We start from the raw sequence: 382 nt of genomic DNA on the forward strand, positions 1-382 counted from the left end.
ATATAATTCAGGGTCTAGCCGGCGACAATGAAAAGAAGTACGGCATCATGACTACGAATCTTATTGTGCTGGAATTGTGGTGGGCTTTGCAGAAAGGTCACACGCTGCGAACAGAGCTTCAGTACATGAGCGTAAAACACGAACCCGGCGTAGAGTTTACAACGCAGAACGGAAGCTGGATGATGGGGCTTCTCGAATACAGTGTATCGCCTTCGTGGTTCGTTACAGTGTTCGACGAATACAACTATGGTAACAACGATCCTTTGCTTCGCGTCCATTACCCGAACGCATCACTGGCCTACGTTCACGACGCGTTACGCGTTCAGGGTGGCTACGGCCGTGTACGTGGAGGATTGCTTTGTGTTGGCGGCATCTGCCGTCC

At 51.0% G+C, this 382-nt stretch carries 1 protein-coding gene; it reads left to right on the top strand.

Annotated features, from left to right (window positions below):
- Window positions 1-47 precede the first annotated feature (47 nt).
- The coding region (locus I6F37_RS44835) for a DUF6029 family protein (protein WP_225155108.1) at window positions 48-382 on the top strand (335 nt) is incomplete at its 3' end.

The sequence above is a fragment of the Bradyrhizobium sp. NBAIM08 genome (assembly GCF_020193935.1).
Taxonomy (GTDB): Bacteria; Pseudomonadota; Alphaproteobacteria; order Rhizobiales; family Xanthobacteraceae; genus Bradyrhizobium; species Bradyrhizobium yuanmingense.